A 21,563-nucleotide genomic window follows, 5' to 3' on the forward strand; every position below is an offset into this window, starting at 1 on the left:
CTTCGGTTGCTTAGCATCGGTAACCATGGGGAACCCGGTGCGCACGCGGTCGATGGTCACCTTGTTCGCGTGTGTCGCGCTGATGAACACCGGCATGGCCGGGGCGACGACCACCGCGACGTTGATCGTCGCGAAGGCGAACGGGCCTGGGTGGAGTGGGGTGCCGAGTACCGCGAGTGTGCTCGGGACCGCGCTGGGGGCGTTCGCGTCCGGGTTCGTGCTCGCCAGGGTGGGGCGCCGGTTCGCGTTGTCGCTCGGGTACGCGCTGGCGAGCCTCGGGGCCGTGGTGGCGTTCGCCGGGGCGGTCATGAGTTCGCTCGTCACGCTGGTCGCGGGGATTCTGCTGCTGGGGATCGGGCAGGGTGGCGCACAGCTTTCCCGTTACCTGGCAGCGGATCTGTACCCGCCGGAGCGGCGGGGGTTCGCACTGTCCACTGTGGTCTGGGGCGGGACGGTCGGTGCGCTGGCCGGGCCCTCGCTGATCGCGCCTGCCGCGCGGATGGCTGGGTGGCTGGGGTTGCCGGCGTTGTCGGGGCCGCTCGTGGTGACCGGGGTGGCCGCCGGGGCCGCTTGGGTCGCGTCGGTGACGTTGCCGAGGGTCGACGGCGCGACCCAAGCGGCCGCGCAGGTCGAGATCAGGACGGTGTTGCGGCGGCCGGTGGTGCTGCGGCCGTTGCTGGCGATGATCGTCGCGCAGCTGGTGATGGTCGCCGTCATGGTGATGACGCCGCTGCAGATCCAGGATCACGACCATGGGCTGGACGTGGTCGGCTGGGTGGTGAGCGCGCACATGATCGGGATGTTCGCGCTGGCGCCGCTGTCGGGGCGGATCGCGGACCGGTTCGGTGGGCGGGTGACCATCGCGGCCGGGCTGGGTGCGCTGGCGCTGGCCACGGCGACCGCCATCGCGGCGCCGACCGCGCATACGACCGGGTTGCCGTTCGCGCTCTTCCTGCTCGGGTACGGGTGGAACCTCTGCTTTGTCGGCGGGAGCAGCCTGTTGAGCCGGGACCTGCCCGTCGACGAACGCGTGAAGGTGCAGGGTTCGGTGGACGCCTTGGTGTGGGGCGCGTCGGCGATCGCGAGTCTTTCGGCGGGGCAGCTCTACGTCGGGGGCGGGTTTGTTCTGGTCTCCGTAGCCGGTGGGACACTCGCTGTCCTCGCGCTCGCGCTGCTCACCTGCGTTCCGGCGTTTCGCGAGGTGGAACGGGTCGAATGTGGGTAGTTCTGCCGTGGCGACCCATGCGCGGGCGAACATAACTTCGCGCCGTGACAGACGCGGTTCCGTTCACGGACAACTTCTCCGATCTCTCGAACTCCGAGGGATACCAGTTCGAATTCCGGTGCGAGCGCTGCGGAAACGGCTACCGCTCGGCCTTCCGGCGCGACGCGATCGAGACCGGGCGTGGCGTGCTGCGCAGTATCGGCTCGCTGTTCGGCGGCAAGGTCCAGGATCTCAGCTACGCCGCGGATCGCTGGCGCTACAACCAGGCGACCAACTCGGCCGCCAAGGACAAGGCGTTGCGCGCCGCGGTCGAGGAGATCACGCCGAGCTTCCGGCAGTGCCGCGGGTGTAGTGACTGGATGTGCTCGACCCAGTGCTGGAACGACGAGATCGGCCAGTGCCTGCGGTGCTCGCCGAGCGTCGCGGAGGAGGTCTCGCGCGCGCAGGCGTCCGCGCAGCGCGACCAGATCTGGGAGAAGGCCCGCGAGAAGGACTGGACCTCGGGCATCGATCTCGACACCCGCGCCAAGGTCAGCTGCCCGTCGTGCGGGTCGAAGGCCGACGGCGGCAAGTTCTGCTCGTCGTGTGGAGGCTCGCTGGCGCCCATCGCGAAATGCGGTGGCTGCGGCAACGAGGGCAACAAGCCCGGCGCGATCTTCTGCAACGAGTGCGGCTCGAAGCTCTGACGACCGGGATAAAGCGGGCTTTACGCCGAAGTGGCGTAAAGCCCGCTTTATCCCGTTACTTCACGGGGAAGTCGAAGAACGTGGCCGGGTAGGGCTCGCCGACGAGTGTGTAGTGCCACCACTCCTCTGGCAGGTTCTTGAAGCCGACCAGTGCGTCGCGCAGGATGTCGCGGTTGATCCTGGCCTGACCGGTGATGCGCGGGTCGTCGGTGTGCGCCAGCGTGTCGAAGCAGTCGAAGCCGGTGCCCATGTCGACCATGTTGTCGGGGAAGCGGCTCTCGGTGAAGCAGGACCGCAGCGGCTCGCCGGGGATGTACGGGCGCTGCCAGCGCGGCGGGAGCTTCACGAGCGTGAGGTCGAGAGTGCTGCCTCGCGAGTGGCCGGACTTCTCGGCGATGTAGCCGTCTTCGAAGAGACGTGACTTCTCGACGCGGGGGTAGAACTCGGGCTTCATCTTCTCGTCGGCCAGGTCCTTGGCCCAGCGGACGAAGTGGTCGACCGCGCGCTGCGGCCGGTAACAGTCGTAGACCTTGAGGCTGTAACCCTGGCGCAGCACGCGCTTCTGCGCCTCGTGCAGCGCGAGCGCCGCCGGGCGGGTCAGGATGCAGGTCGGGCGCAGGTAGCCGTCGACCCGGCGGCCGACGAAGTTGTGCTGACCCGCGTAGCGCATCTCCTGGATGATCGTCGGATCTATGTCGCGCAGATGGACGAAACCGGTCGGCAGCGGTGATGCCGATGCCGGCGCGGCTGTCAAGCCGAATCCCAAGGTCAGTACCAGAGCGCCGATTCGGCGGCCAAGTTCCCCAATTCTCATCACAAAAGCATAACGCCTCAGGTGGCCCAACGGGGCCTGGTTGACTCGACGTAACGGTCTAGACCAAGCGGATCGCACATACTGGGAAGTACTAACCCGTTCGGCGTAGCGAACCCGCGCAAATGCGTCCAGTCAGTGGGAAAGTCACCGCACTGGGTGGCGTCTCATTCTTTGATCACAAGATTGACACTTACATCCGACCACACGAGTATTTCGCACATGTCCGCTTTCGCCTCACTGGTCTGGCGTCGCCACGTCGATCTGTGCCACCAGGCCAGCGCGCTCTGTATGACTTTCTGATTCCTCTCTCTTAGTCGCCCTCGCCGCACCGGCTGACGGGTTTCCTTTACGTGCCAACGGTTCGCCGTGGCACCTCGCGCTTTCCCCCGTGCCCGAAATCGGGGGAGAGGTGTGCCTATTCCTGGCGCCTTTCGAAAGAAACAGGGAGTAAGAATGCTATCCAGCTCGCCCAAGTGGCGAAAAGTGGCGATAGGCGCCATGGCGGCGGCACTCGCCGTCAGCGCCGTCACTTACACGGGGTCGAATACCAGTGCCTACGCCGACGTCCAGGTGCTGACCGACGCCAAGACGGCGTCCGACGGCAAGCAGTACTGGGTGCAGAACCACCTGGTCAAGAAGGACGTCGCCGCGGCGACGACCTCGGCGGCCGGTGGCACCAAGAAGAAGTGGCTGCTCGTCTGGGCTGGCGACGAGAACATCGCCGACACGCTCGTCAAGGACATCAAGAACCTGCCGGGTTCGCTCGGCGGCGGCCTTAACAAGCTCAAGAATGCCTTGCCTGGCCCCGATTTCCTGGCCGTCATCGACGCGACGCAGGGTTCGCCGACGTACGGCAAGGTCGTCAACACGGCCACGGTCGGCCCGCTCGTCGAGAACGAGCCGCACCACATGCAGTACGTGTGGCACAAGGGCGACACGATCTACGCCGGCGCGCTGTTCGCCGCGGCGACGTACGCCTTCGACGTCTCGGCGCTGCCGCAGCTGCGGCTGAAGGGCGTCAGCCTGCCGACGTCGACGCTCGGCGGCTCGGTCCCCGACGCCTACTGGGTGCTGAAGGACGGCACCGCGTACGGCACGTACATGGGCGGCCCGGTCGTGCCAGGCCCGTACATCTACGAGAACGGGCAGCTCGTGCTCGGCAACGGCTTCGCGGGCAGCCCCGGCGAGGTCGTCCGCTTCGACCAGAACGCGAACGTGCTCTCGCAGTCACCGGCGGCGACCCCGCAGGGCGACAACAAGAAGCTGTGCGACAACCTCCCGCAGCTGGGCAACGCGACCTGCGCCAACCCGCACGGCATCCAGGCCCGTGAGGACCTCAACACGCTGGTGACCAGCGACTACGCCGAGCCGAGGAACATCATCCTCGACCCGGTCAAGCAGCCGTCGCCGTACCTGCGCCGCCCGACCGTGCGGACCTGGGACATCTCCGACCGCAACCACCCGAAGCTCAGGGCGGTCTCGTACCTGCAGGACGGCCCGCGTGCCGACCCTGCCGACCCGCTGCACGCCGAGAGTCGTGCGGTCATGGAGACCACGGTGACCAACCTGCCTGGTCACAAGGGCGCGTTCGCCCAGACCATGCAGGGCGGCGCGGTGTTCTACACGCCGGACATCACCGCGGCCGAGCCGCACTGGACCGAGGTGTTCGACGACGGTGCCGCGAACAAGGCGATCTACCCGAACAACGACTCCAACGGTGGCAGCTCCAACGGTGGCTGGATCCAGACCAGCCCGGACGACAAGTACCTCTACCGGGCCATCCAGGGCCGCCAGAAGGGCGCGCTCGGCCCTGACGACCCCGGCACCACCGGTGGCGTCTACGTGCTGGACATCCAGAAGCTCGTGGCCGCGGGCACGAACTTCAAGGGCCGGATCGACAGCAAGGAGAAGGCGCAGCAGGGCGGCGGGGACGACCTCCCGTTCGTCGTCGGCGCGGCGCCGATCAACCCCGGCACCCCGGGTGCGGGCCCGCACTGGGGCGCGTACGACAACTTCGTGCTCGGCGAAGACGGTTTCTACCACGAGACCGACAAGCCGCAGCACCTCGCGGTTTCGAACTACTTCGTCGCGAGGTCCGGTTTGGACGGTGACCACAAGGTCAACCTGCTGAACCTGGGCGAGGACGGGAAGATCTCGGTCGACCAGAACTTCCGTGACGAGTTCACCGGCCAGGTCGGGATCAACTTCAACCGCAAGTCCTGGCCGCACGGGGACTTCGGCAACGCCAAGCCGCACAGCGAACTCTTCGTCGTGGCGGACGCGGACCTCAAGTAGTGACCGGGATAAAGCGGGCTTTATCCCGCTGCGGCGTAAAGCCCGCTTTATCCCATCAACCCCAGGGAAAGGCTCCCGATGGATCACCATGATGTGGTGGCGACCGGCTCGTCCACTGTGGACATCGCGGCGTTGCTGCTGCGGCTGGTCTTGTTGCTGGCCACCGCGTTCCTCGCGGGCACCGGGCTGTTGCGGCCGCTGGTCGGGGAGCTGAGCCGCAAGGTCTGGATCACCGTCGGTGCGCTCGGCGTGCTGTCCGCCGCGCTGGCCGTGGTCTCCGCGCTGACGGTCGACGTGAACGTGCTCGCGCTCGTGGTGCACGTCGTACTCGCACTGGCGGTGCCGGTGCTGCTGCGCCGGCCATCGGCGGGACGCTGGGCTTCCGTCGCGCTCATCGTCTTGGTCGTGCTCGAGACCTCGCTCGGCGCTTCGGGCATCGACTTCGCCGTCGACACCGTTTACGTCGCGGGCGCGGCGATCTGGTTCGGCGTCACCCTGCTCTCCGGCGCCGAATGGCGCACCACCAACTTCCGCCGAGGTCCGCTTTCGCTGACCATCGGCGGGCTGCTCGTGCTCGCGGGCGTCGTCCAGCTCGCGCTCTCCGGCATCGGGTTCGACCGCAGGCTCTACGGAACGCTCTTCGGCGTGGCGCTCATCGTGATCATCGTGCTGCCCATCGCGGTCACCACTGCGGCCGGGTTCCTGCTCAAACACGGCGAAAGCCGCGTCTACCGCTACGGCGTCGCGGGCGTCGCGCTCGGGTTCGTCGCGTGGAGCGCGCTCGCCGCGGTCCCGCAGCCCGTGCCGCTCCCGATTCCCGGCGTCCCGCTGCTGGCGCACGCCGAGGGTTCGCCGGTGCTGGTCAGCCCGCAACGGCCGGGCCGCAACATCGTGCACCTCCCGGCGAGCGCGGGCGACGACGTGTCGGTCGGCGTCCAGGGTGGCCTGATCGGCAAGGCCTTCCCTCGGCCCGGCGCCGAGGGGATCTGGGCCGACGTCGATCTGCCGCAAGGCCGCTCCGACCTGGTCATCCGCAAGGGTGACCGCGAGACGACGATCGAGGTCGACGCCGGTCAGGACGCGGGGCCGGTGATCAGCGACGCCGACGCGCCCGAGTGCGCGGGCGCCGCGTTCGGCGGGCTCATCGCGAACCGGAGCGACGTGCTCACGAGCTGCCCGGCCGACGGCCTGTCCGCCGAGGACAGTGACGCGCTCGTCAAGCTGGTCAACTTCCTGGCGGGCCGCAAGCCGTCCGGGATCACGCTGGTGGAGGACAAGTCGCCACGCGGGATCGCCGCGGCCAAGGTCGTGCGCGACACCGCGGCCAAGTCCGGCCTCCCGGTGCAGCCCGACGCCGGTCCGAACACCGCACTCTTGGTCACCGCCGGCTGGGCGGACGGCTACGTCGCGATGACTCGGGCCGCCGAGTCCCAGCGGCTCAAGCCCACCCACCAGTACGGCCTCTATCTCGCGCCGTGGCTGTTCAACGGGCCGATCGTGAACTCGGTCGCGAGCTCCTCGCTGCCGCTTCGCTTCGATCCCCGCGAACAGCTGGCGGTGACCTACGCCGTCGCCGTGCACAACGCGTTCGGCGGCGAAAGCCCGACGGTCGCCGGCTTCCACAGCTGGCTCGGCGGCCAGAACCAGACCGCGCGAGGCGAAGTGCAGATGTTCGCCGCCGCTCAGGTCAACGCGATGCCCATGTATCCGAATGAGCCGCATGCTCCCGGAATGGTGATGAATCGCGATTACGCCGGTCAATGGGTGCCGAACGGAACCATTGTGCCGGTGAGCAACGTCCTCCGTTAACCCCACGATAAGGAGAATAGAAAATGAAGCGAATCGCGGCCCGTGTGCTGCTCCCGCTCGCCATCGCGGCCGGACTGTCCGGCCTCGCGGGCGGCGTCGCCAGCGCCGCCGAGGTGACCGCGCAGGACGCACCGTCGATCTGGCTGCTGCCGGGTCTCGACGTCGGCGCGCTGCTCGGCCCCGCCGTGCAGCTGCCGACCGAGCTGCTCAAGCCGGTCTTCGGCATCATCACGCCGATCTCTTAAGCAACAACAAAAAACCGCTCTCGCACGGGCCGGTGCGAGAGCGGTTTTCGTGTGCCTTAGGAGGGCAGCAGGCGCCCGGGGACGTTCTGCAGCGCCTGGATCAGGCCGAGCACCGGGACGCCGAGCGGCGCGAACGTCCAGATGTTGTTGAGCTGGCTGGTGTCCGGCTCGTCGACGACCGTGGGTCCGTCGGCGAACGCGGGCGCGCCCGCGCCGAGCAGCGCGACCCCGGTGAGCGCGCAGGCGGCGATCGAACGGGCGAGGGTCTTCTTCATGAATCGGCCCTTTCTTCAAAGTGGGAAAACCTACCGGAAAGAGCATGGCAGAAAAGACAAGCACCGACCGGGTGATTCCATTTCCTGGGAATGGTCTTCCGGTAATACCCGGCGCGCCGAATAATTCGAGCATGGTGTTCGTCAGGCTGGGTATCGGTGTGGTCGTGCTGGGTTTGCTCGTCGGCGGCTTCCTGTTGCTGACCGGACGGGACGAGGCGCCGCCACAGCCCGCCGCCGTCCAAGTGGTCGGGGAGCCGAGCGCCGCGCCGGCGCCACAGGTGGTCGAGCAACAAGCACCGCAGCCGCAGCCGAAACCCCAGCAGGGCAAGGGAAAGTACGCCGTCGTCTATGAACTCGGCGGCGAGGGCACCGCGACCGTGGTCTACGACGAGAACGGCCGAGGGCTGGTGCACCAGGAACTCAACGTCCAGCTGCCGTGGCGCAAGGAACTCACGTGGGCCGATTCCGGCGCGCCGCCCAGCGTTCAGGTGCTGGGGCAGGGGAGCGGGCAGGTGGAGTGCAAGGTCTCGATCAACGGCACGGTCGTGCTGACGCACAAGGGAGAAGTGGCTTCGTGTGCCGGGAAGCTCGCCCCTTCCTGAGCGCGGGCGGGGTAGCTCAGATGAGGGATTTCCGAAACCAGTGCTCGGCGTACTGGTCGGCGTTGTGGGGCGGGGTTTCGGTGTAGCCGTGCCTGGCGTACATCGCGCGGGCTTCGGTCAGGTCGGAGCGGGTGTCCAACCGGATCGTCGTCGCGCCGAGCGCCCGCGCGGCGTCCTCGGCGGCCGCCAGCAGCTGGGAGCCGCCGCCTTCGCGGCGCGAGTGGGGCTGGACGAACATCTTGGTCAGCTCGGCCAAGCCGGGCGTGACGACGCGGACACCGACACAGCCCGCGATCTTGCCGTTGTTCCTGGCCAGCAGGAACACGCCGGTCGGCGGCTCGAGCCCGGTCAGCGGGGCCACGGCCAGCGAGGCCTCGAGCTCGTCGTCCGTCACCGGCCTGCCGTAATAGCGGCTGGCGATCTCGACCATGTAGTCACGCATGACCAGCGTCACGTCGATGTCGTCGATCGGGGCCGGGGTGATCGTCCACATCGTCATACCGGCCATCGTCTCCGCGCTGTCCAGCCGTTTTCGCGTCCACTGGGGACCGTGGGTTCTTGGCCAACAGTCACTTACCCGGGTGAACGACCGGTTCGCGGGGATACCGTGAGTGTTCTCGCAGGGGGTGACGGTGTCCATCGTGGTTCCGAGTAGGTAGCGTGATTCGGCGCAAGGGGAATCGCGAGAGGCGAGGGAGGGCGTTATGAGTAGCGCCGAAGAACGGCAGGGCGAAGGCCAGGCCGAGGAGAAGCGCGGCTCACACGCCGCGCCGGACGGGGCCCCCAGGCATCCGTTGATCGACCTGTCCCGCGACCCCCACCCGGGCCGCGCGGACCACGCCAAGCCCGACGAGGACTGACTCTTTTCATGCGCGCTTCCGGATTCGCGCCGACAGGGCTCCGCCCTGGCGTCGCGAATCCGGGCGGCCTGGCGGCCGCGAAGAGAGGCGCGCACCGTGAAGACTCTCAGGCGCCAGGGCGCCTTCGAGTCCGATGAGGTCAGGGCCTGGTCAGGGGCCCGCTCGGGCTGGGTAGGTCCCTGAAGCCCGAAAGCCACTCTTGGCAGGTCTTGAAAGCCCGAAAGCCACTTTCGTCAGATCGCATCTGACGAAAGTGGCTTTCGGGCTTTCAAGGGGCCGGTGCCGGGCTGGCGGGAATAGGTACCGGTCGGTAGGTGTTGGTATGGGGGTCGCATGCGGGGCCGTCGACCGGCCCGCGGAGCGGCTCTCGTGGTGTTCGAGGCCTGCTGAGACGGTGGAAACCACCCCCGATGGGGAGTGCCGAACCGCGGCGGGTATCTTTGGAGACCGTGCCCGGCAGGTGTCGGGCCGCTCTGCGTGCCTATCGGCATCGGCAGGCTGCTGAACGCATCCCGTCGAACGCCCTGGCGAAGCGGGGTTCGACGGAAAATCCCTTCGGGAAGTTACCGGTCGCCAGACCGTGACGCGGGCCGACACGCCCGACCGCGGGGGCCGGTGAGACTACGAACAAAGCAAGATCGCGAACAGAAAGCTGGTCCATTGCCCACGATCCAGCAGCTGGTCCGTAAGGGCCGCCAGGACAAGGCTGCCAAGCAGAAGACCGCGGCCCTCAAGGGGAGCCCGCAGCGGCGTGGCGTGTGCACTCGCGTGTACACCACGACCCCCAAGAAGCCGAACTCGGCGCTTCGCAAGGTCGCTCGTGTGAAGCTGACCAGCGGCATCGAGGTCACCGCCTACATCCCCGGCGAGGGACACAACCTGCAGGAGCACTCGATGGTGCTCGTGCGTGGTGGTCGTGTGAAGGACCTTCCGGGTGTCCGTTACAAGATCATCCGCGGTTCTCTCGACACCCAGGGTGTTAAGAACCGTAAGCAGGCGCGCAGCCGGTACGGCGCGAAGAAGGAGAAGAGCTAATGCCCCGCAAGGGTCCGGCCCCGAAGCGGCCGCTGATCTCTGACCCCGTCTACGCATCCCCGCTGGTCACCCAGCTGGTGAACAAGGTGCTGAAGGACGGCAAGCGGTCCCTCGCCGAGCGCATCGTGTACGGCGCTCTCGAAGGTGCTCGCGAGAAGACCGGCACCGACCCGGTCGTCACGCTGAAGCGCGCCCTCGACAACGTGAAGCCCACCATCGAGGTGAAGAGCCGCCGCGTCGGTGGCGCCACCTACCAGGTGCCGATCGAGGTCAAGCCCGGCCGCTCGACCACCCTTGCGCTGCGTTGGCTGGTGTCCTTCTCGCAGGCCCGCCGCGAGAAGACGATGATCGAGCGTCTGCAGAACGAGCTGCTCGATGCGAGCAACGGCCTCGGGGCCAGCGTCAAGCGCCGCGAGGACACCCACAAGATGGCCGAGTCCAACAAGGCCTTCGCGCACTACCGCTGGTAACAACCGCCCGGGACATCGCCGGGCCCCAAGTTTGAGAACAGGGGAACACTCTCGTGGCACGTGACGTGCTGACCGACCTGAACAAGGTCCGCAACATCGGCATCATGGCGCACATCGACGCCGGTAAGACCACAACCACTGAGCGGATCCTGTTCTACACCGGGGTCAACTACAAGATCGGCGAAGTCCACGACGGCGCCGCGACGATGGACTGGATGGAGGAGGAGCAGAAGCGGGGTATCACCATCACCTCGGCTGCCACCACCACCTTCTGGGCCGACCACCAGATCAACATCATCGACACCCCCGGGCACGTCGACTTCACCGTCGAGGTGGAGCGGTCCCTGCGGGTGCTCGATGGCGCCGTCGCCGTCTTCGACGGCAAGGAGGGCGTCGAGCCGCAGTCGGAGCAGGTCTGGCGTCAGGCCGACAAGTACGAGGTTCCTCGTATCTGCTTCGTCAACAAGATGGACAAGCTCGGTGCGGACTTCTACTACACCGTGAAGACCATCGTCGAGCGTCTCGGCGCCAAGCCGCTGGTCATCCAGCTGCCGATCGGTGCCGAGAACGCCTTCGAGGGCGTCGTCGACCTGGTCCGCATGAAGGCGCTGACCTGGCGTGGCGAGGTCCAGAAGGGCGAGGACTACAGCATCGAGGAGATCCCCGCGGATCTCGCCGAGCTGGCGGCCGAGTACCGGGAGAAGCTGGTCGAGGCCATCGCCGAGACCGACGACGACCTGATGGAGAAGTTCCTCGGTGGCGAGGAGCTGACGGAGGCCGAGATCAAGGCCGGCATCCGCAAGCTCACCATCGCCCGCGAGGCCTACCCGGTCCTGACCGGTTCCGCGTTCAAGAACAAGGGCGTCCAGCCCATGCTCGACGCGGTCATCGACTACCTGCCGTCGCCGCTCGACGTCCCCGCGGTGGAGGGCATCCTCCCCAACGGCGAGACCCAGCTGCGCCAGCCGAACACCGATGAGCCGTTCGCGGCGCTGGCGTTCAAGATCGCCGCGCACCCGTTCTTCGGCAAGCTGACCTACATCCGGGTCTACTCGGGCAAGATCGCCAAGGGCTCCCAGGTCGTCAACGCGACCAAGGAGCGCAAGGAGCGCATCGGCGGCCTGTTCCAGATGCACTCCAACAAGGAGAACCCGGTCGAAGAGGGCCAGGCAGGGCACATCTACGCCGTGCAGGGCCTCAAGGACACCACGACCGGTGACACCCTGGCCGACCCGCAGAACCCGATCGTCCTCGAGTCGATGACGTTCCCGGCGCCGGTCATCCGCGTCGCGATCGAGCCGAAGACCAAGGCCGACCAGGAGAAGCTGTCGCTGGCGATCCAGAAGCTGGCCGAAGAGGACCCCACGTTCCAGGTCAACCTGGACGAGGAGACCGGCCAGACGATCATCGCCGGTATGGGTGAGCTGCACCTCGAGGTGCTGGTGAACCGGATGAAGTCCGACTACAAGGTCGAGGCGAACATCGGTAAGCCGCAGGTCGCCTACCGCGAGACGGTGCGCAAGACGGTCGAGAAGCTCGACTACGTGCACAAGAAGCAGACCGGTGGTTCGGGTCAGTTCGCGAAGGTCATCGTCAAGCTCGAGCCGCTCGAGACCACCGATGGCGCGCTGTACGAGTTCGAGAACAAGGTCACCGGTGGCCGCGTTCCGCGTGAGTACATCCCGTCGGTCGACGCCGGTGCCCAGGACGCCATGCAGTACGGCGTGCTGGCGGGCTACCCGCTGGTGGGGCTGAAGTTCACCCTGCTCGACGGTGCCTACCACGAGGTCGACTCCTCGGAAATGGCCTTCAAGGTCGCCGGCTCCATGGCGATGAAGGAAGCCGCCAAGAAGGCGGGCCCCGTCATCCTGGAGCCGCTCATGGCGGTCGAGGTCACCACGCCCGAGGACTACATGGGCGACGTGATCGGCGACCTGAACTCCCGCCGTGGCCAGATCCAGGCCATGGAGGAGCGCGCGGGCACCCGTGTCGTCAAGGCACTGGTCCCGCTGTCGGAGATGTTCGGTTACGTAGGCGACCTGCGGTCCCGTACCCAGGGTCGTGCGAACTACTCCATGGTGTTCGACTCCTACGCCGAGGTTCCCGCGAACGTCGCGAAGGAAATCATCGCGAAGGCGACTGGGGAATAGTTCCCGGCCGCACGCGGGCATTGAGGTACTACTCCTGAACGTCCGCAGCACCAGATAGACAACAGTCTCCGTCCGACAGCCACGTTGGCCGGTGAATTAAGCAAAACAGTCCAGGAGGACATTCCAGTGGCGAAGGCGAAATTCGAGCGGACCAAGCCGCACGTCAACATCGGGACCATTGGTCACGTCGACCACGGTAAGACCACTCTGACCGCGGCGATCACCAAGGTTCTGCACGACAAGTACCCCGAGCTGAACACCGCTTCGGCGTTCGACCAGATCGACAACGCGCCGGAAGAGAAGCAGCGCGGCATCACGATCAATATCTCGCACGTCGAGTACCAGACCGAGAAGCGTCACTACGCCCACGTGGACGCCCCCGGTCACGCTGACTACATCAAGAACATGATCACCGGTGCCGCCCAGATGGACGGTGCGATCCTGGTCGTGGCCGCCACCGACGGCCCGATGCCGCAGACCCGTGAGCACGTGCTGCTCGCGAAGCAGGTCGGCGTGCCCTACATCGTCGTCGCGCTGAACAAGGCCGACATGGTCGACGACGACGAGATCCTGGAGCTCGTCGAGCTCGAGGTCCGCGAGCTGCTGTCCTCCCAGGACTTCCCTGGTGACGACGCTCCGGTCGTCAAGGTCTCGGGCCTCAAGGCTCTCGAGGGTGACGAGAAGTGGGGCCAGACGGTCCTCGAGCTGATGGAAGCCGTCGACGAGAACGTGCCGGACCCGGTGCGTGAGCTCGACAAGCCGTTCCTGATGCCGATCGAAGACGTGTTCACCATCACCGGTCGTGGCACCGTGGTGACCGGTCGCATCGAGCGCGGCCAGATCAACGTCAACGAAGAGGTCGAGATCGTCGGCATCAAGGAGAAGTCGACGAAGACGACTGTCACCGGTGTCGAGATGTTCCGCAAGCTGCTCGACCAGGGCCAGGCGGGCGACAACGTCGGCCTCCTCGTCCGCGGTATCAAGCGCGAGGACGTCGAGCGCGGCCAGGTCGTCGTGAAGCCGGGTACCACCACCCCGCACACCGACTTCAAGGCTTCGGTCTACATCCTGTCGAAGGACGAGGGTGGCCGTCACACCCCGTTCTTCAACAACTACCGTCCGCAGTTCTACTTCCGCACGACGGACGTCACCGGTGTTGTGACGCTTCCCGAGGGCACCGAGATGGTCATGCCGGGTGACAACACCGACATCACCGTCGCGCTGATCCAGCCGGTCGCCATGGACGTGAACCTGCGCTTCGCCATCCGTGAGGGTGGCCGCACCGTGGGTGCGGGTCAGGTCACCGAAATCGTCAAGTGATTTAACGCCAGGAGCCGGGGAGCGGGCTTATACCCACCCCGGCTCTTGGCCGTCAAATCACATGTGCGACACTATTCGGGTTGCTCGTCGAAGGGGCGGCCGAACCTGTTTCAGGTTCCGGCCGCTCCTTCACGAGAAGCCATGGTCCGCGTAGCTCTCTGAGCGGCGGGCAAGGGAAGTTTACGGCGCAAGCCCAATGAACGACCCCCTCACGTTGAGGAAGACCAGGCAAGACAACGATCCCGCGGGATCCGTCTGTGCGTCGGGCGCGACACGCCCGACCGCGTGGACCGGGGACAGGGCCGTTGAACTGCAGAAATCCCCTCTTCGACGGGGATTTTGATGAGATTAACGGCACGAGACGACAAGGAACGAGCAGCCACCATGGCGGGACAAAAGATCCGCATCCGGCTCAAGGCCTACGACCACGAGGCGATCGACACCTCGGCGCGCAAGATCGTTGAGACGGTCACTCGCACCGGCGCCCGTGTTGTCGGGCCGGTGCCGCTGCCCACCGAGAAGAACGTTTACTGCGTGATCCGCTCGCCGCACAAGTACAAGGACTCGCGCGAGCACTTCGAGATGCGCACGCACAAGCGTCTGATCGACATCCTCGACCCCACGCCGAAGACGGTTGACGCGCTCATGCGCATCGACCTCCCGGCGAGCGTCGACGTCAACATCCAGTAAGCGTTGGGCGAGCGGCGGAGATAAGAGACATCATGTCTGACAGGCAAGTGAAGGGCATCCTGGGCACCAAGCTCGGCATGACCCAGGTCTTCGACGAGAACAACCGGATCATCCCGGTGACCGTCGTACAGGCCGGACCCAACGTGGTCACTCAGGTACGTACCAAGGAAACGGACGGCTACACCGCCGTCCAGCTGGCGTTCGGCGCCGTTGACCCGCGCAAGGTCAACAAGCCCGAGACGGGCCACTTCAACAAGGCCGGTGTTACGCCGCGGCGCTACCTCGCCGAGCTGCGCACGACCGACGCGGAGACCTACGAGATCGGCCAGGAGATCACCGCTGAGGTGTTCGCCGCTGGCGCCGAGGTCGACGTGACCGGCACCAGCAAGGGCAAGGGCTACGCCGGTGTCATGAAGCGCCACGGCTTCAAGGGCCAGGGCGCTTCCCACGGTGCGCAGGCCGTGCACCGCCGTCCCGGTTCCATCGGTGGCTGCGCCACCCCCGGCCGCGTCTTCAAGGGCGTTCGCATGGCCGGCCGCATGGGCCAGGACAAGGTCACCACGCAGGGCCTCACCGTGCACGCCGTGCGTGCCGAAGACGGCCTGCTCCTCATCAAGGGCGCCGTCCCCGGCCCCAAGGGCGGCGTCGTGTTCGTCCGCAACGCCGTGAAGGGTGGTGTCACCGAATGAGCACGCTCGAGCTGAAGACCCCGGCCGGCGCCGCGGAAGGTTCCGTGGAGCTGCCCGCCGAGATCTTCGACGTGCAGGCCAACGTGGCCCTCATGCACCAGGTGGTCATCGGCCAGCTGGCCGCGGCCCGCCAGGGCACGCACTCCACGAAGACCCGTGGCGAGGTCTCCGGTGGTGGCAAGAAGCCGTACCGCCAGAAGGGCACCGGCCGCGCCCGCCAGGGTTCGACCCGTGCGCCGCAGTTCGTCGGTGGTGGCGTCGTCCACGGCCCGCAGCCGCGTGACTACAGCCAGCGGACCCCGAAGAAGATGAAGGCCGCCGCCCTGCGTGGCGCCCTCTCCGACCGGGTGCGCAACGGCCAGCTGCACATCGTGACCGAGCTGGTGACCGGCGACAAGCCGTCCACCAAGTCGGCCAAGACCGCCATCAAGGCCATCACTCAGGCCAAGCGCGTCCTCGTGGTCCTGCACCGCGACGACGACCTGAGCTGGCGTTCGGCCCAGAACCTGGCCGAACTTCACCTGATCACGCCGGACCAGCTCAACACCTATGACGTGCTGGTCAACGACGACGTGGTGTTCACCAAGGCCGCTTACGACGTTTTCGTCGCCGGTCCCGCCAGGGGCAAGAGCGCGAAGGCCGTCGCACGGTCGAGCGAGCTCGAAGGGAGTGACGAGCAGTGAGTGCGATCGCCATTCCTGACTACCACGACATCTTGCTCGCGCCGGTGATCTCCGAGAAGTCCTACGGGCTGCTCGAGGACCACAAGTACACGTTCGTCGTGCGCCCCGACGCCAACAAGACCCAGATCAAGATCGCGGTCGAGAAGGTGTTCGGCGTCAAGGTCGTCAGCGTGAACACGTTGAACCGCAACGGAAAGCGCAAGCGGACCCGCACCGGTTTCGGTAAGCGCAAGGACACCAAGCGCGCTGTCGTGACTCTTTCGGCTGAGAGCAAGCCGATCGAGATCTTCGGCGGACCCGCGGCGTAAAGGACTGAGCTGACATGGGTATCCGTAAGTACAAGCCGACGACGCCGGGCCGTCGTGGCTCCAGCGTCTCCGACTTCGCCGAGATCACTCGGTCGACCCCGGAGAAGTCGCTGCTGCGCCCGCTGAGCAAGACCGGCGGCCGTAACGCGTCCGGCAAGATCACCACCCGGCACAAGGGTGGCGGCCACAAGCGCGCGTACCGGCTGATCGACTTCCGCCGGAACGACAAGGACGGCGTTCCCGCCAAGGTCGCGCACATCGAGTACGACCCCAACCGGTCCGCTCGTATCGCGCTCCTGCACTACGCCGACGGCGAGAAGCGCTACATCATCGCGCCGGAGAAGCTGAAGCAGGGTGACACGGTCGAGAACGGCCCCCGCGCCGACATCAAGCCGGGCAACAACCTGCCGCTGCGCAACATCCCCGTCGGTACCGTGATCCACGCGATCGAGCTCCGCCCCGGTGGCGGCGCGAAGATCGCCCGGTCCGCCGGTGTGAAGGTGCAGCTCGTCGCCAAGGACGGTCCGTACGCCCAGCTGCGTCTCCCCTCGGGCGAGATCCGCAACGTGGACGTCCGCAACCGCGCCACCATCGGCGAGGTCGGCAACTCCGAGCACTCGAACATCAACTGGGGCAAGGCCGGCCGTAACCGCTGGCGCGGCAAGCGCCCCACGGTCCGTGGTGTCGTCATGAACCCGGTCGACCACCCGCATGGTGGTGGTGAGGGTAAGACCTCCGGTGGTCGCCACCCGGTCAACCCGAACGGTAAGCCCGAGGGCCGCACCCGTCGCCGCAAGGCTTCGGACGCTCTCATCGTCCGCCGCCGTCGCACCGGCAAGAACAAGCGCTGAGCAGGGAGGTAGAAGCACATGCCACGTAGCCTGAAAAAGGGCCCCTTCGTGGACGACCACCTGCTCAAGAAGGTGGACGTTCTCAACGAGTCGGGCAAGAAGACCGTCATCAAGACCTGGTCGCGTCGTTCCACGATCATCCCGGATTTCCTGGGTCACACGATCGCGGTGCACGACGGCCGTAAGCACGTCCCGGTGTTCGTCACCGAGGCGATGGTGGGTCACAAGCTGGGCGAGTTCGCCCCGACCCGCACCTTCAAGGGTCACATCAAGGACGACCGGAAGTCGCGCCGCCGCTGAGCGGGCACGAGAGAACAAGGAACTAGCGATGAACGCCCAGAACGACGTGGCCGAGGCTCTGCCTGTGGCTTACGCGCGGGCTCGCTTTGTCCGCGACTCGCCTACCAAGGTGCGTCGGGTCATCGAGCTCATCAAGGGACGTAGCGCCGCCGACGCCTTGGCCGTGCTCCGTTTCGCCCCCCAGGCGGCGAGCGAGCCGGTCGCGAAGGTGCTCGCGAGCGCCGTGGCCAACGCCGAGAACAACCTCCAGCTGGACCCGGACACCCTCTGGGTCAAGAACGCGTACGCCGACGAGGGCCCGACCCTCAAGCGCATCCGCCCGCGGGCCCAGGGCCGCGCGTACCGGATCCGCAAGCGGACGAGCCACATCACCGTCGAGGTGGAGAGCCGTCCCAAGGCAGCGCCGAAGGCACAGCAGGGCAAGAAGAAGGCAGGTGGCCGGTAGTGGGCCAGAAGATCAACCCGCACGGCTTCCGCCTGGGTATCACCACGGACTGGAAGTCCCGCTGGTACGCCGACAAGCAGTACGCGGAGTACGTGGCCGAGGACGTCAAGATCCGGAAGCTGCTGTCCACGGGCATGGAGCGCGCCGGCATCTCCAAGGTCGAGATCGAGCGCACCCGTGACCGCGTCCGCGTCGACATCCACACCGCCCGTCCGGGCATCGTCATCGGCCGCCGCGGCGCCGAGGCCGACCGGATCCGTGGCGCGCTGGAGAAGCTGACCTCCAAGCAGGTCCAGCTGAACATCCTCGAGGTCAAGAACCCCGAGGCCGACGCCCAGCTGGTCGCGCAGGGTGTGGCGGAGCAGCTGTCGAACCGCGTGGCGTTCCGCCGCGCGATGCGCAAGGCGCTCCAGACCTCCATGCGCTCGCCGCAGGTCAAGGGCATCCGCGTGCAGTGCGGCGGTCGTCTCGGCGGTGCCGAGATGTCCCGCTCCGAGCACTACCGCGATGGCCGCGTCCCGCTGCACACGCTGCGCGCCGACATCGACTACGGCTTCTTCGAGGCCAAGACGACGTTCGGTCGCATCGGCGTGAAGGTGTGGATCTACAAGGGCGAGATCGTCGGCGGGCTCAAGGCGAAGGAAGCGCGTGACGCTGCCGCCGCCGCCGAGCGCGCCCCGCGCCGCGACCGCGGTGACCGTCCCGCCCGCCCGCGTCGTTCCGGCGCGTCGGGCACCACCCCCACCTCGACCGAGGCCGGCCGGGCCGCGGCGCAGGAAGCACAGGCCCCCGTGGCCACCGCTTCGGCGCCCGAGTCGACTGAAAAGACGGAGGGCTGACGTGCTTATCCCACGCAGGGTCAAGCACCGGAAGCAGCACTCCCCGAAGCGCGCGGGCGCTGCCAAGGGCGGCACCAGGGTGAGCTTCGGCGAGTACGGCATCCAGGCGCTTGAGCACAGCTACGTGACCAACCGCCAGATCGAGTCCGCTCGTATCGCCATGACCCGTCACATCAAGCGTGGCGGCAAGGTGTGGACGACGATCTACCCGGACCGTCCCCTCACCAAGAAGCCCGCGGAAACCCGCATGGGTTCCGGTAAGGGTTCGCCCGAGTGGTGGATCGCCAACGTCAAGCCGGGCCGCGTCATGTTCGAGATCTCTTTCCCGAACGAGGAGACGGCTCGCGAGGCGCTGCGCCGCGCGATCCACAAACTGCCCATGAAGTGCCGAATCGTGACCCGTGAAGGTGGTGAGTTCTGATGGCGAGCAAGGCTGGTGCCGCTGTGGCGTCAGAGCTTCGTGAGCTCACCGCTGAAGAGCTCGTGCTGCGTCTGAAGGAATACAAGGAGGAGCTGTTCAACCTCCGCTTCCAGATGGCGACCGGGCAGCTGGACAACAACCGGCGCCTGCGCACGGTGCGTACGGACATCGCGCGGATCTACACCGTCATGCGTGAGCGTGAACTCGGCCTGTCTGTTTCCCCCGATGCCGAGAGTGAAGGTGTGGCATGAGCGAGGAGCTCAACACCGAGGCCGCGGGCCGCAACGACCGTAAGGTCCGCGAGGGCTACGTCGTCTCGGACAAGATGAACAAGACGATCGTGGTCGAGCTCGAGGACCGCAAGAAGCACCGCCGTTACTCCAAGGTTCTGCGCAGCACCAGCAAGGTCAAGGTGCACGACGAGAACAACGAAGCCGGCGTCGGCGACCGGGTCACCCTGATGGAGACCCGTCCGCTTTCGGCCAGCAAGCGTTGGCGTCTGGTGCAGATCGTGGAGAAGGCCAAGTAAGTAGGGCTCTTCCGAGAGTCCCTTAGTTCCGCAAGGCTCGCCCCCTCGGGGGCGAGAACCGGCGCGACATACAGGAGTAGACGTGATCCAGCAGGAGTCGCGGCTTCGGGTAGCCGATAACACGGGTGCGAAGGAAATCCTCTGCATCCGCGTTCTCGGTGGCTCTGGGCGGCGCTACGCGGGTATCGGCGACATCATCGTCGCCACCGTGAAGGACGCCATCCCGGCTGCCGGGGTGAAGAAGGGCGACGTCGTCAAGGCGGTCATCGTCCGCACGCGTAAGGAGCGTCGTCGTCCGGACGGTTCCTACATCCGCTTCGACGAGAACGCCGCTGTGCTCATCAAGAACGACAATGAGCCCCGTGGCACCCGCATCTTCGGCCCGGTGGGCCGCGAGCTGCGCGACCGAAAGTTCATGAAGATCATTTCGCTCGCGCCGGAGGTGTTGTAGAGCATGAAGGTGAAGAAGGGCGACACGGTCGTCGTCATCGCCGGCAAGGACAAGGGCGCCAAGGGCAAGGTCATTCAGGCCTACCCCGAGCGCGACCGGGTGCTCGTCGAAGGCGTGAACCGGATCAAGAAGCACACCCGGATCACCCAGACCCAGCGTGGTGCGCAGTCCGGTGGCATCGTCACCCAGGAAGCCCCCATCCACGTGTCGAACGTGCAGGTCGTCGATTCCGACGGCAAGCCGACCCGGGTGGGCTACCGCATCGGCGAGGACGGCAAGAAGGTCCGTGTCTCGCGCAGGAACGGTAAGGACATCTGATGACCACCGCAGAGAAGACGCTGCCGCGCCTCAAGGTCCGGTACCGCGAAGAGATCAAGGGTCAGCTGCAGGCGGAGTTCGACTTCGCGAACGTGCACCAGATCCCTGGCGTGGTCAAGGTTGTCGTCAACATGGGTGTCGGCGACGCCGCCCGTGACAGCAAGCTGATCGACGGCGCCATCAAGGACCTGACCGCGATCACGGGCCAGAAGCCCGAGGTCCGCAAGGCCCGCAAGTCCATCGCGCAGTTCAAGCTGCGTGAGGGTCAGCCGATCGGCGCGCGCGTCACGCTGCGCGGCGACCGCATGTGGGAGTTCCTGGACCGGCTGCTGACCATCTCGCTGCCGCGTATCCGTGACTTCCGCGGTCTTTCGGCCAAGCAGTTCGACGGCAACGGCAACTACACCTTCGGTCTCAACGAGCAGACGATGTTCCACGAGATCAACCCGGACGCCGTCGACCGCCCGCGCGGTATGGACGTCACCGTTGTCACCACCGCCAACACCGACGACGAGGGCCGGGCGCTGCTGCGCAAGCTCGGCTTCCCGTTCAAGGAGAACTGAGCCGATGGCCAAGAAAGCACTGGTCCACAAGGCCTCGAAGAAGCCGAAGTTCGCCGTCCGTGCGTACACCCGCTGCCAGCGTTGCGGCAGGCCGCACTCGGTGTTCCGCAAGTTCGGGCTCTGCCGTATCTGCCTTCGCGAGATGGCACACGCGGGCGAACTCCCCGGCGTTCGCAAGTCCAGCTGGTAAGAGGCTTTTTCTAAACTCCCAATTCGCCACAGGCCCCGCCGGCTTCGGCCGGCGGGGAACCAGGCGAGAAAGGTTGACAGGTCACCATGACGATGACCGACCCCATCGCAGACTTCTTGACTCGTCTGCGTAACGCGAACTCGGCGTACCACGACGAGGTCGTGCTTCCCCACTCCAAGCTCAAGGCGAACATCGCCGAGATCCTCAAGCGTGAGGGTTACATCGCGGGCTACCGCGACGAGCCGGGCGAGAAGCACAAGAACCTGATCGTCGAGCTCAAGTACGGCCCCAACCGTGAGCGCAGCATCGCCGGTCTCCGGCGCGTGTCCAAGCCCGGCCTGCGGGTCTACGCAAAATCGACCGAACTGCCGTCCGTTCTGGGTGGCCTCGGCGTCGCGATCATCTCGACGTCGAACGGCCTTCAGACCGACCGTCAGGCCAAGCGCAACAGCGTGGGCGGCGAAGTCCTCGCCTACGTCTGGTAAGGAAGGGGGCACAGA

The 21,563-nt window shown here is 66.4% G+C and carries 30 protein-coding genes; 27 read left to right on the top strand and 3 right to left on the bottom strand.

Going from position 1 to position 21,563, the window contains the following annotated elements; genetic code table 11:
* Positions 1-25: 25 nt before the first annotated feature.
* Positions 26-1,225 carry an MFS transporter gene (locus tag BLV57_RS27555; RefSeq protein ID WP_091293587.1) on the top strand — a complete coding sequence of 400 codons (1,200 nt, stop codon included), beginning with the start codon at positions 26-28 and terminating at the stop codon, positions 1,223-1,225.
* Between the two features lie 44 nt (positions 1,226-1,269).
* The gene (locus BLV57_RS27560; protein ID WP_091293589.1) at positions 1,270-1,911 is read left to right on the top strand and encodes a zinc ribbon domain-containing protein; all 642 of its coding nucleotides are present in this window, start codon (positions 1,270-1,272) and stop codon (positions 1,909-1,911) included.
* Positions 1,912-1,966: 55 nt separating this feature from the next.
* Here the strand turns inward: BLV57_RS27560 and BLV57_RS27565 are convergent, their stop codons facing one another.
* Positions 1,967-2,725 carry a M15 family metallopeptidase gene (locus BLV57_RS27565; protein ID WP_091293590.1) on the bottom strand — a complete coding sequence of 253 codons (759 nt, stop codon included), beginning with the start codon at positions 2,723-2,725 and terminating at the stop codon, positions 1,967-1,969.
* Between the two features lie 498 nt (positions 2,726-3,223).
* Here BLV57_RS27565 and BLV57_RS27570 point away from each other — a divergent pair, with 498 nt between their 5' ends.
* The 3 genes from BLV57_RS27570 (at position 3,224) to BLV57_RS27580 (ending at position 7,074) form a co-directional block, all read left to right on the top strand.
* The gene (locus BLV57_RS27570; RefSeq protein WP_091293592.1) at positions 3,224-5,020 is read left to right on the top strand and encodes a hypothetical protein; all 1,797 of its coding nucleotides are present in this window, start codon (positions 3,224-3,226) and stop codon (positions 5,018-5,020) included.
* Positions 5,021-5,098: 78 nt separating this feature from the next.
* The gene (locus tag BLV57_RS27575; RefSeq protein WP_091293594.1) at positions 5,099-6,829 is read left to right on the top strand and encodes a hypothetical protein; all 1,731 of its coding nucleotides are present in this window, start codon (positions 5,099-5,101) and stop codon (positions 6,827-6,829) included.
* Between the two features lie 23 nt (positions 6,830-6,852).
* Entirely contained in the window at positions 6,853-7,074 is a 222-nt protein-coding gene (locus BLV57_RS27580) for a hypothetical protein (protein WP_091293595.1), read from the top strand.
* Positions 7,075-7,130: 56 nt separating this feature from the next.
* On the opposite strand, the gene BLV57_RS27585 is transcribed toward BLV57_RS27580, so the two are convergent.
* Complete coding sequence (locus BLV57_RS27585; RefSeq protein WP_091293597.1) at positions 7,131-7,349, bottom strand: hypothetical protein; 219 nt, start codon at positions 7,347-7,349, stop codon at positions 7,131-7,133.
* 131 nt (positions 7,350-7,480) lie between these two features.
* Between BLV57_RS27585 and BLV57_RS27590 the strand changes: the two genes are divergently transcribed.
* Entirely contained in the window at positions 7,481-7,951 is a 471-nt protein-coding gene (locus BLV57_RS27590) for a hypothetical protein (protein ID WP_091293599.1), read from the top strand.
* 16 nt (positions 7,952-7,967) lie between these two features.
* On the opposite strand, the gene BLV57_RS27595 is transcribed toward BLV57_RS27590, so the two are convergent.
* Positions 7,968-8,450, bottom strand: a complete 483-nt coding sequence (locus BLV57_RS27595; protein ID WP_218134892.1) for a GNAT family N-acetyltransferase — start codon at positions 8,448-8,450, stop codon at positions 7,968-7,970.
* Positions 8,451-8,655: 205 nt separating this feature from the next.
* Between BLV57_RS27595 and BLV57_RS43435 the strand changes: the two genes are divergently transcribed.
* The 21 genes from BLV57_RS43435 to rpsH all read left to right on the top strand — a co-directional run bounded on the left by BLV57_RS43435 (position 8,656) and on the right by rpsH (position 21,548).
* The gene (locus tag BLV57_RS43435; RefSeq protein WP_091293602.1) at positions 8,656-8,811 is read left to right on the top strand and encodes a hypothetical protein; all 156 of its coding nucleotides are present in this window, start codon (positions 8,656-8,658) and stop codon (positions 8,809-8,811) included.
* Between the two features lie 660 nt (positions 8,812-9,471).
* Positions 9,472-9,846, top strand: coding sequence for a 30S ribosomal protein S12 (gene rpsL, locus BLV57_RS27605; RefSeq protein WP_003102113.1), 375 nt, complete (start codon positions 9,472-9,474; stop codon positions 9,844-9,846).
* Complete coding sequence (gene rpsG, locus BLV57_RS27610; protein ID WP_007031033.1) at positions 9,846-10,316, top strand: 30S ribosomal protein S7; 471 nt, start codon at positions 9,846-9,848, stop codon at positions 10,314-10,316. The genes rpsL and rpsG overlap by 1 nt, the downstream gene beginning before the upstream one ends.
* 53 nt (positions 10,317-10,369) lie before the next feature.
* Positions 10,370-12,466 carry an elongation factor G gene (gene fusA, locus BLV57_RS27615; RefSeq protein WP_091293604.1) on the top strand — a complete coding sequence of 699 codons (2,097 nt, stop codon included), beginning with the start codon at positions 10,370-10,372 and terminating at the stop codon, positions 12,464-12,466.
* A 126-nt stretch (positions 12,467-12,592) separates the two neighbouring features.
* Positions 12,593-13,786, top strand: coding sequence for an elongation factor Tu (gene tuf, locus BLV57_RS27620; RefSeq protein ID WP_091293606.1), 1,194 nt, complete (start codon positions 12,593-12,595; stop codon positions 13,784-13,786).
* A 384-nt stretch (positions 13,787-14,170) separates the two neighbouring features.
* Positions 14,171-14,476 carry a 30S ribosomal protein S10 gene (rpsJ, locus tag BLV57_RS27625; protein ID WP_003102098.1) on the top strand — a complete coding sequence of 102 codons (306 nt, stop codon included), beginning with the start codon at positions 14,171-14,173 and terminating at the stop codon, positions 14,474-14,476.
* Between the two features lie 32 nt (positions 14,477-14,508).
* Positions 14,509-15,165 carry a 50S ribosomal protein L3 gene (gene rplC, locus BLV57_RS27630; RefSeq protein ID WP_091293608.1) on the top strand — a complete coding sequence of 219 codons (657 nt, stop codon included), beginning with the start codon at positions 14,509-14,511 and terminating at the stop codon, positions 15,163-15,165.
* Complete coding sequence (rplD, locus tag BLV57_RS27635; RefSeq protein ID WP_091293610.1) at positions 15,162-15,848, top strand: 50S ribosomal protein L4; 687 nt, start codon at positions 15,162-15,164, stop codon at positions 15,846-15,848. The genes rplC and rplD overlap by 4 nt, the downstream gene beginning before the upstream one ends.
* A complete protein-coding gene (gene rplW / locus BLV57_RS27640) occupies positions 15,845-16,156 on the top strand; it encodes a 50S ribosomal protein L23 (RefSeq protein WP_091293613.1) in 312 nt (103 codons plus the stop codon). The genes rplD and rplW overlap by 4 nt, the downstream gene beginning before the upstream one ends.
* Positions 16,157-16,170: 14 nt before the next feature.
* A complete protein-coding gene (gene rplB, locus BLV57_RS27645; RefSeq protein ID WP_091293616.1) occupies positions 16,171-17,007 on the top strand; it encodes a 50S ribosomal protein L2 in 837 nt (278 codons plus the stop codon).
* A gap of 18 nt (positions 17,008-17,025) precedes the next feature.
* A complete protein-coding gene (rpsS, locus tag BLV57_RS27650) occupies positions 17,026-17,307 on the top strand; it encodes a 30S ribosomal protein S19 (protein WP_026468892.1) in 282 nt (93 codons plus the stop codon).
* Positions 17,308-17,335: 28 nt separating this feature from the next.
* Positions 17,336-17,752: a 50S ribosomal protein L22 gene (rplV, locus tag BLV57_RS27655; protein WP_091293618.1), complete on the top strand. Its 417-nt coding sequence runs from the start codon at positions 17,336-17,338 to the stop codon at positions 17,750-17,752.
* Entirely contained in the window at positions 17,752-18,591 is an 840-nt protein-coding gene (gene rpsC, locus BLV57_RS27660) for a 30S ribosomal protein S3 (RefSeq protein ID WP_091293619.1), read from the top strand. Before rplV ends, rpsC begins: the two co-directional genes overlap by 1 nt.
* Position 18,592: 1 nt before the next feature.
* Positions 18,593-19,012 carry a 50S ribosomal protein L16 gene (gene rplP, locus BLV57_RS27665; protein ID WP_091293621.1) on the top strand — a complete coding sequence of 140 codons (420 nt, stop codon included), beginning with the start codon at positions 18,593-18,595 and terminating at the stop codon, positions 19,010-19,012.
* Positions 19,012-19,263: a 50S ribosomal protein L29 gene (rpmC, locus tag BLV57_RS27670; RefSeq protein ID WP_091293623.1), complete on the top strand. Its 252-nt coding sequence runs from the start codon at positions 19,012-19,014 to the stop codon at positions 19,261-19,263. Before rplP ends, rpmC begins: the two co-directional genes overlap by 1 nt.
* A complete protein-coding gene (rpsQ, locus tag BLV57_RS27675) occupies positions 19,260-19,541 on the top strand; it encodes a 30S ribosomal protein S17 (RefSeq protein WP_091293624.1) in 282 nt (93 codons plus the stop codon). Before rpmC ends, rpsQ begins: the two co-directional genes overlap by 4 nt.
* Before the next feature lie 82 nt (positions 19,542-19,623).
* On the top strand, positions 19,624-19,992 hold the full coding sequence (gene rplN / locus BLV57_RS27680; RefSeq protein ID WP_020668416.1) for a 50S ribosomal protein L14: 369 nt from the start codon (positions 19,624-19,626) through the stop codon (positions 19,990-19,992).
* Between the two features lie 3 nt (positions 19,993-19,995).
* Positions 19,996-20,310, top strand: a complete 315-nt coding sequence (gene rplX, locus BLV57_RS27685; RefSeq protein ID WP_091293626.1) for a 50S ribosomal protein L24 — start codon at positions 19,996-19,998, stop codon at positions 20,308-20,310.
* Positions 20,310-20,873 carry a 50S ribosomal protein L5 gene (rplE, locus tag BLV57_RS27690; RefSeq protein WP_091293628.1) on the top strand — a complete coding sequence of 188 codons (564 nt, stop codon included), beginning with the start codon at positions 20,310-20,312 and terminating at the stop codon, positions 20,871-20,873. The genes rplX and rplE overlap by 1 nt, the downstream gene beginning before the upstream one ends.
* 4 nt (positions 20,874-20,877) lie before the next feature.
* Entirely contained in the window at positions 20,878-21,063 is a 186-nt protein-coding gene (locus tag BLV57_RS27695; RefSeq protein WP_091293630.1) for a type Z 30S ribosomal protein S14, read from the top strand.
* Between the two features lie 86 nt (positions 21,064-21,149).
* Positions 21,150-21,548 (top strand): 30S ribosomal protein S8, encoded by a 399-nt coding sequence (rpsH, locus tag BLV57_RS27700; protein WP_091293631.1) that lies wholly within the window; start codon positions 21,150-21,152, stop codon positions 21,546-21,548.
* Positions 21,549-21,563 lie beyond the last annotated feature (15 nt).

The organism is Amycolatopsis xylanica (genome assembly GCF_900107045.1).
Taxonomy (GTDB): Bacteria; Actinomycetota; Actinomycetes; order Mycobacteriales; family Pseudonocardiaceae; genus Amycolatopsis; species Amycolatopsis xylanica.